General features: G+C 53.4%; 5 protein-coding genes. All 5 read right to left on the bottom strand.

Translation table 11 applies throughout. From position 1 onward, the window contains the following. Positions 1–1,253: polysaccharide biosynthesis protein (locus QW71_RS25525; protein WP_039305790.1), on the bottom strand; the 1,253-nt coding region annotated here is incomplete at its 3' end. 220 nt (positions 1,254–1,473) lie between these two features. Beyond that, positions 1,474–2,016 carry a stage V sporulation protein T gene (spoVT, locus tag QW71_RS25520; RefSeq protein WP_039305786.1) on the bottom strand — a complete coding sequence of 181 codons (543 nt, stop codon included), beginning with the start codon at positions 2,014–2,016 and terminating at the stop codon, positions 1,474–1,476. A 284-nt stretch (positions 2,017–2,300) separates the two neighbouring features. Then, positions 2,301–3,362, bottom strand: coding sequence for a peptidylprolyl isomerase (locus QW71_RS25515; RefSeq protein WP_039305783.1), 1,062 nt, complete (start codon positions 3,360–3,362; stop codon positions 2,301–2,303). Next, entirely contained in the window at positions 3,349–6,873 is a 3,525-nt protein-coding gene (gene mfd, locus QW71_RS25510) for a transcription-repair coupling factor (RefSeq protein ID WP_039305792.1), read from the bottom strand. Before mfd ends, QW71_RS25515 begins: the two co-directional genes overlap by 14 nt. A gap of 131 nt (positions 6,874–7,004) precedes the next feature. Next, positions 7,005–7,235, bottom strand: coding sequence for an anti-sigma-F factor Fin family protein (locus QW71_RS25505; RefSeq protein WP_039305780.1), 231 nt, complete (start codon positions 7,233–7,235; stop codon positions 7,005–7,007). Positions 7,236–7,315: the final 80 nt, after the last annotated feature.

Genomic DNA, 7,315 nt, shown 5'->3' with positions numbered 1-7,315 from the left:
TTCAGGGCCGCCTTAAGCGCAGCGGCGGCCAGAAGGTGCAGCGCCGGCGCACGCACGGCGCCAAGGCCCTGCAGCAGCGCGGCGGAGATGATGCTGACCGTGCCGCCGCCGGCGGTGAAGGCCAGCCAGGTCATCGCGCCGCTGCCGGCAGCGTCCCCGTACAGAGCCGTGTTAACCGGCTCTGCAAGGACGGCCAGGCCTACGGATGCGGCCAGCCCCAGGAGCCAGAACCAGCGCAGCGACAACGTGATGCGCGTGCGGATAAGGTCCTCGTTCCGCTGGAATTTCGCTTCTGCCAGAGCCGGAATGAATACTACCGACAATGAGGTGGCCAGCATGGTTACGATCTGGACGAGCGGCAGTCCGCGGTTATAGATGCCGAACTGGGCCATAGCGGCCGTCTCACTGCTGCCGCTTCCCGTCAGCAGACGGGGAACCGTGAACACATCCACCAGGCCGATCAGCGGCATAGCCAGAGCGCCCAGCATCACCGGCAGTCCGTAAGCCAGCAGCTTACGGGCATTCGCGCCTCGTTCCGGGCGGACTTCAGCTGCGGCTAGCTTCCCTCTGGCCGGAACCTGAAGCATAGCGGCCTGCAGCCCGCGGCGGCGGTAAGTGCGCCAATAGAGGAGCATAACGGCCAAACCTGCCAATCCCCCGCCAGCAGGACCGAGCAATGCGCCGGCGGCAATACCCGCCGCATCGGCACCGGCCGCTGTCAGATAGAGCAGCAGTGCGATCATGACTGCCACACGCACCGACTGCTCTACGACCTGTGACACAGCGGTCGGCATCATATTATGCAGCCCCTGGAAGTAACCGCGCAGTGCGGCCATCAGCGGTACTACTGCCAGTCCCCAGGCACTGCTGCGCAGAGCGGAGGTAATATGGGAATTGCCGACCCACACAGCAATAACCGGTGCTCCGGTATAGACCAGAACCCCGAGAATCAGTCCGGAGACTGCTGTAATGCCCGCTGACAGGCGCAGCACCCGCCGTCCTTCCTGGTCATCCTGCGCAGCAGATGCCTCTGCCACGAACCTGGAGATGGCCGCAGGCAACCCCAGCATGGCCACCGTGACCAGGATCGTATACAGCGGATAGACCGTATTGTAGATACCGAATGCTGCGTCACCGCCCAGGTTCTGCAGCGGAATCTTCTGCAGGGTGCCGATCAGTTTCGAGAAAATAGCTGCCGCGCTAAGAATAAATGCACCTTGCAGCAGCTTAGAGCCCTGTGTGTCTGATTTCATGATATACCTGCTTCTACAGCGTGACTGCCATATTATTGAACGTGAACTTAAGCATGTTACAAGAAAGTCCCCATTCTTAAGTTCATCATATTAGAATGAATTTCTATATTATAGCTTAAGTATGCCTGTAAGTGGAAATGGCTTCACTGATACAACAAAACCCCGCCATTTCCTGTGGATTCATACCCAGAGGATAAGCGGGGTTCTATAGGCCAATCTCTTACTGCTCCATTTGCTTGCCCAGGAAGGCTGCGGCTGTTTCAGCCATCTTTACTTCCATCTGCGCCATTTTTACCGTGTCATCCTTATTCAGCAGTACTACACAGCCGATTGGATCTCCGCCGGAGATAATGGGTGCTGCCACATAGCTGGATAGCAGCTCCGTGTGGTCTTTGCTGATGTCGTAGCTGCCCCCATTAGTCTCAAGCACCGTTTTACGGCTTTCCATTACCTTCTCCAGCAGCACGCCAACCTGCTTCTCCAAATAATCCTTCTTGGAGCCGCCGGCGAGTGCGATGAAGGTGTCCCGGTCCGTAATCATGGTAATATGCCCTGTTCCCTCAAACAGTGACTCCGCGTATTCTTTAGCGAAATCACCCAGCTCGCCAATCGGAGAATATTTTTTCAATATAACTTCACCATCACGGTCGACAAAGATTTCCAGAGGGTCTCCTTCCCGAATCCGCAAGGTGCGTCTAATCTCTTTAGGGATAACAACTCGTCCGAGGTCATCAATACGGCGTACAATTCCAGTAGCTTTCATTTCACATGTTGCCCCGCTTTCTTAAGAAGTATGGTCCAACTACTGTCCATTATGGGAATGGTTAATCCCAGTGATTTATCGTAATATCTGACCATAGTATTCATCTCTTCCCAGTTCCTTATACATTCAAGCCGCCTGTTTAAAATAGTTCATGCAAAATCACAAACACAACAGGCGCATCATTCCAGTTATGTTCTTAAATTCACCATTCTATACCTGCTCCAGCCTGTTCAAAAAAAGCCGCCTGATGCTTGGCGCATCAGACGGCTTGTCCACCTTTAAAATTATTTGGCTGCTTCTGTAGCGGCCGGAGCTGTTGTAGCATCGGCCGGGGCTGCTGTGGCATCGGCCGGGGCTGGAGTAGCTGTAGCTGCTGTTCCCGGTTCATCTGCTGCGGCGGTGCTTTTCGGCAGGTTGATCTCAATCTTCAGGCTATCCAGATCCTTTTCGAGGAACGACTCCAGGCTGGCGGAAGCTGCTGAGCTCTTAACGGTCTCCAGCTGCTCTGCCGTCAGCTTGTCGAAGGTTGTCTCCTTACGGGCTTCAACTTTAATGACGTGATATCCGTAGCTGCTCTTCACCGGATCACTAATTGTATTAAGCGGCAGCGTCTGGGCTGCGGCTTTGAACTCTTCTACGTATTTGGACAGAAGCGTATCCTTATATAAGCCCCCGGTATCCTTCGTACTGGTATCGTCCGAATATTCCTTGGCAACGGCCGCAAAGTCTGCACCGCCGTCCAGCTTCGCTTTGGCTTCATTGGCACGCTTCAGCGCATCTGCATCCGTACGCTCCTTGCCGTCACCATCCGTCAAGCCAACCAGCACATGACGCAGTGTAGCCACGGTGAAGTCAGCTTTAATCGCTTCGTACTCTGTCTTCACCTGCTCGTCCGTTACTTTGAGCAGCATGTCCTGATAAACGGTAAGCACCCGCTGCATATAAGAACGCAGGTCCGATTCGCTAAGATCCTGCTCCTTCAGAGAGCTTTTATAGGAGTCGCCCAGACTACTCTTGATCGTCTCAATCTGTGTATCGACTTCTTTCTCTGCTGCCTTCTTCGCCTCATCCGTTGCCTGGCCGGCCAGATACTCAAACGCGACCTCCTGCTTCAGGATAGACTCCTTGAACATATCAATCTCCAGATACTGCGCCTGCTGCGGAGACAGGAATTTCATTACGCGGGTATCCAGATCGAATTCCTTCGCAGTAATCGTTCCGCCATTATAAGTTGCCACGGCTGTATCATCGCCGCTGTTGTTGCTGCAGGCAGCAAGCATTGAGAAGGAAACTGCTGCAACCAGTGAGACCAGCAGCACTTTCCATGGTTTTTTATTTAACGACATTGTGTAATTCTCCCTTCGATTTTAAAGACTGTTTGGCTGCCGCGAGGAATTGCTCCAGCAGATCAAGCAGCTCTTTGTCGTCCAAGTCTTTGGACTTGATGCGGATCGTTGCTTTCGCATCCTTATCAAATTGTACACGTCTTTCGAAGCTATTTCCAACTTTGGCAAGCTTCGCCGTATCAAACGCTCCGATACTTCCTTCATGGAAATTGAGTGAGACCTCATCGCCCCGACGGACCATAGATTCCATACCATACAGCTTGCCGTATACCTTCAGCCGGGCCACAGAGAGCAGATTGATGACCGCCTCCGGCAATTCGCCGAACCGGTCAAGCAGCTCATCCTCAAGCTCCGAGGCATCCTCAAAAGTCGCCACTGCAGCGACTTTTTTATAGATTTCAATTTTTTGGATACTGTCGTAAATATACTCGGATGGAAGGTACGCGTCAATCGACAAATCAATCACGGTATTGCCCTGTTTCAGCGAAGTATCCTCTTCACCAAGCACGCTGACTTTACGCTTGCGGATTTCCTCCGCCAGCATCTGCGAATACAGATCGAACCCAACAGAAGCAATGAATCCGTGCTGCTCCGCACCGAGCAGATTACCTGCTCCGCGGATGGAGAGATCGCGCATGGCAATTTTGAAGCCTGAACCAAGCTCCGTGAATTCCTTAATCGACTGCAGGCGTTTCTCAGCCACTTCTGTCAGTACTTTATCACGCTGGTACGTGAAGTAAGCATAAGCTATCCGGTTAGAACGGCCCACACGGCCGCGCAGCTGATAGAGCTGGGAGAGTCCCATTTTATCGGCATCATGTACAATCAGCGTATTGACGTTTGGAATATCCACGCCAGTCTCTATAATACTTGTGCTGACCAGCACATCGTATTCTCCATCGAGGAAGTCGAGAATGGTCTTCTCCAGCTCCGACTCTGACATCTGTCCATGGCCGATGCCTACTCTTGCCTCCGGCACCAGCATGGAGATTTGTGCAGCCATTTCCTGAATTCCCTGGACGCGGTTATAGAGGTAATAGACCTGGCCGCCACGGGCAAGCTCCCGCTCTACCGCTTCACGGGTAAGGGTCTGGCTATGCTCCACAACATACGTCTGTACGGGAAAGCGGTTCTCTGGTGGCGTCTCAATAACTGACAAGTCCCGGACACCAAGCATCGACATATGCAGCGTGCGGGGAATCGGCGTTGCCGTCAGGGTCAGCACATCGACATTGGTCTTCAGCTTCTTCAGCTTCTCTTTGTGGGTCACGCCGAAACGCTGCTCTTCATCGACAATCAGAAGACCCAGATCTTTGAACACCAGATCCTGCGACAGCAGACGGTGTGTGCCTATAACCACATCCACGGTACCCTGTCTTACTCCCTTAATGGTGTCGTTCTGCTCCTTGCGGCTGCGGAAACGGCTCAGCACCTGAATATTCAGCGGATAGTTGGCGAAGCGCTCACGGAAGGTCTCATAGTGCTGCTGTGCCAGAATCGTCGTTGGCACGAGGACTGCCACCTGCTTGCCCTCAATCGCTGATTTAAAAGCAGCCCGGATCGCCACTTCAGTCTTGCCGTAGCCCACATCTCCGCAAAGCAGGCGGTCCATCGGACGGTTCTGCTCCATATCCTTCTTGATCTCTTCGATCGCGCGAAGCTGGTCACGGGTCTCCTCATACGGGAACATCTCTTCGAATTCACGCTGTTCCTGCGTATCCTTCTCGAAGCCATAGCCGAGCGCGCTCTGGCGTTCGGCGTAGAGCTTGATCAGATCATCGGCGATATCCTGGACCGAGCTCCGTACTTTGCTGGTAACCCTCGTCCACTCGTTGCCGCCAAGCTTATATACCTTCGGCTCCTTGTCTTCTGAACCGACATACTTTTGAATGAGATCAATCTGTTCAATCGGAACCGAGAGCTTGTCGCCGCCCGCATAGAGAATATGCATATAGTCGCGGTGAATCCCGCTGACCTCAAGCGTGCCGATGCCCATGTACTTGCCGATCCCGTGGTTCTGGTGAACCACATAATCGCCAATCTTCAGCTCCGTATAACTCTTGATCCGTTCGGCATTGTCAATTCCCTTGGAGACCTTCCGCGCCTTGCGCTGCTTCTGCGAGAACATCTCACCTTCGGTGATGACAGCCAAATGAATGGAAGGAAGCTCAAAACCGGAGCCCAGGTTGCCCTGAAGGATGGTCGGTGCTTCAATCCCGTAGTCGTCCAGCACCCGGCGGACACGCTCCATCCGCTCCTCGCCATTGGCCAGCATAATAACCTTCACGCCGGACTTATGCCAGCGTTCCATCTCGGATTTCAGCACATTCATCTGCCCATGGAAATCCTGCATTCCCCGGCTGATGAAGCCCAGGATATTCTGCGGCTGAATATGCGGAACCTGACGCAGGAAAATCGACATGAACAAGCTCTGGAACGGACGGTGGTACATAATAACATCGCTCTCGACAGAAAGATGCAGGTCAGGCAGCGTTTTGCCGTTCTGCAGCAGATGCAGGTTCCATTCCGACTCATCGCGCTCCAGCTGCTTCGCAGTTTCCAGCAATCGGGCCGGTTCATCCAGCACAAGCAACGTATCCTGTGCCATGTAATCATACAGATGAGAGCGTTCAGGATATAAGAGACTGATATATTTATAGATTTCCGGAAAATAAGTGCCTTCGCGCAGCATTTCCAGCTCCCGGCCCATTTCCTCACGCAGACGCAGCTTGGCCTGCCGGTCGCTCATTTTCTCGAGCTGCCGCTCCAGCAGCGCTGACGCAGCTGTAGAGGCCGCATCCTGGCGCAGCTGGTCGGCAATAATCTCCTTGGCCGGAGTAATCTTCACACTGCGGACCTTATCAATAGACCGCTGGTCTATGGGATCAAAGGTACGAATGGAGTCTACTTCATCATCAAACAGCTCCACCCGGTAAGCCAGTGGAGAAGTCATAGGATAGAAATCAATAATACCGCCGCGCACGCTTAGTTCACCGCGGTTCTCCACCCGCTCGACACGCTCATAGCCCATTTCAATCATGGACATGAGGAATTCATCCAGCGAAAGGGTACCGTCCTGCGAAACGGTCAGCTGGGCTCCAGCCATCACATGGGGGGCGGGAAGCAGCCGCCGGACGCCGGAGTATGGAACAACTACAACTCCACGGAAGCCCTTGGCACATTTCGTAAGCACATCAATACGCTGAGCGAGTGTCTCGGGGCTGGAGACTGCAGCTTCAGCAGCCACCAGCTCATTAGCCGGATACAGCAGCACACGGTCCGGAGAAAGCGCTTCCTGCAAATCCTCGGCCATCTTCTGGGCCGAGAACATATTATGAGTGACTACCAGCAGCGGACGCTCCGTCTCTTCATGCAGCGCAGCCAGCATAATTTGTCTGGCCGAGCCGGATAAGCCGGAGATAAGCTGCTCCTTCATACCTGCAGCGATACCGCTGGTGACGGACTGAAAATCGGGATCCTTCGAAAAAGCTTCTATAAGACCTTGTAACAACAGGTGCACCTCTCTTACTAAACAGGCTGACAGCAGCATTGCCGCTGCCACCTATTATAATTAGAATCGAAAACAAGCCTCAGCGGATAAGGCCAAGGCTTGCGGATGACGATAGAGACAGGCGCTTCCACCTACTGAAGCGGACTGGCCAGCAGGCTGAGTTCCGGATTGTTATCCAGGGCCTGCTTGCAGTAACCGCAGGTAACCTTCACCGTAATCTCACCTTCTGAATCATACGCTATTATATCTCTGCGTTCCGCAGGGGTCAAGGAATGTAGGCCCAGCTGCATCTCTGTGATATCACTTCTGCCGATGCTTCCTAAGAATGTCCGGCAGTGCCTGCATACATAGTTTATTGCCATCTATATGCCTCCTGAAGGTAGTATATACCTCCAGTATGCCCCGCCCCGGATAGCTTTAGCCTTAAATTACTGCACCCTAT

The sequence above is a fragment of the Paenibacillus sp. IHB B 3415 genome, from assembly GCF_000802655.2.
Lineage (GTDB): Bacteria > Bacillota > Bacilli > Paenibacillales > Paenibacillaceae > Paenibacillus_AQ > Paenibacillus_AQ phytohabitans.
The sequence above is the reverse complement of the archived record's forward strand: the minus strand, read 5'-3'. Positions and strand labels throughout refer to the sequence as shown.

What these genes read in the sequence shown, in the direction of transcription:
- spoVT (WP_039305786.1), bottom strand. Translation starts at nt 2,016, where the DNA reads ATGAAAGCTACTGGAATTGTACGCCGTATTGATGACCTCGGACGAGTT.
- QW71_RS25515 (WP_039305783.1), bottom strand. Translation starts at nt 3,362, where the DNA reads ATGTCGTTAAATAAAAAACCATGGAAAGTGCTGCTGGTCTCACTGGTT.
- QW71_RS25505 (WP_039305780.1), bottom strand. Translation starts at nt 7,235, where the DNA reads ATGGCAATAAACTATGTATGCAGGCACTGCCGGACATTCTTAGGAAGC.